1 pseudogene is annotated in these 1,314 nt (G+C 45.1%); it reads left to right on the forward strand.

Annotated features, from left to right (window positions below):
* Positions 1-55 precede the first annotated feature (55 nt).
* Positions 56-1,314: pseudogene (locus tag R7Q47_RS24890) on the forward strand (hypothetical protein); the annotation flags it as partial.

Consider the following 1,314-nt stretch of genomic DNA (forward strand, 5'->3'; position numbering starts at 1 on the left):
ATTTTACTCTCGGTAATTCATAAGAATTTTATATAAATTGGAAAGTACTGTGTCGATGGTTCAGCGTTGTTTTACCTTACTCTTAGTTGCCTTATTTACCTCTGCAAACGCTCTAGCAGCAGGAGAGGTGGAAATTTCATTTAGTCCTGCTTCTGGGAGTCATTATGAAAATGGTGAAGAAATTTCATACTCGATTGAGGTAAAAAATACAACGGCGGACACAATTGCAGATGTCTCAGTGATAAACGCGGTTTGGGATGTCATGTCGGGCGACCAAAAAGCCTTTCAGAGCGTATCGATATCAGACACTCACAGTCTAGGTTCAATCGCTGGTAGTTACGCATCTAGCAATGCGAACTTAGAAGTGACTGGCGCGACATTGCTGCCATTTGGTCGAGTTACTTATCATGTTAGCGCGACAGTGTCTCATGAGAGTGCTGAAAACATCGTATTAGGTGGCGCACAAGTAAAAGCGATGATTGCTGGGGCAGAGAATACATTCGTTGATACAACCAGCGTCACGTTTGAACCTGCCGAATACAAATACACGCTAGATGCAGCGGTAACGCCAGCTGAATATCAAGTCGCAAACGTTTTGACGTACACGCTCACCGCAAAAAATACTGGCCTGTTTGCAGTAAAAGGCTTAGACATAACCCAACCTTTTCTGTCTCTTACTGGTGAGGTTCTAAGCGGTGCCAACGCTCCAGTTTTTAGTCATGTCGAGATCAGTGCTATCGCTTCTTCTGGGAGTAATACGGGAACATTTTCGAAAGCAGATGATTTGTCGGTAGAGAATGCGGAGCTATCCGTGGGTGGTTACATCACTTACACCATCAAAGCGACCGTTGCGAATGATCTGGTTTCTGACATTACAACTAAGGCGTCGGCGTTAACGCGCGATGGCCCTGTAGAAAGCAATGTTCTTGTCACGCCTCCAGCGACGCCGAACGTTACGCTTACCCATACACTTTTGTCTTCGACACCTTATTTAATCAACGGTAAGCTCAATTTCGAAATCAAAGTCAGTAACAACGGTGGTGCGATTGCACATGGTTACCACGTTACCCAGAACATCAACACGTTACTTACCAACAATGGCTTGGCGAACGATCTCTCGTCTGCTTTTAACAACACCGATGTGACCGGAAATCCATTCTCAACGTGGACTGTAACGGTCAACAACATTGGCTCTAACTCCTTATCTGCCTATCAAGCTAGTGGAGTTCAAACTGAACTCCTTATCTGCCTATCAAGCTAGTGGAGTTCAAACTGATGTCGATTTTGACGATACGGTGTCGATCTACCCCGGTG

The organism is Vibrio sp. Vb0349 (assembly GCF_033338975.1).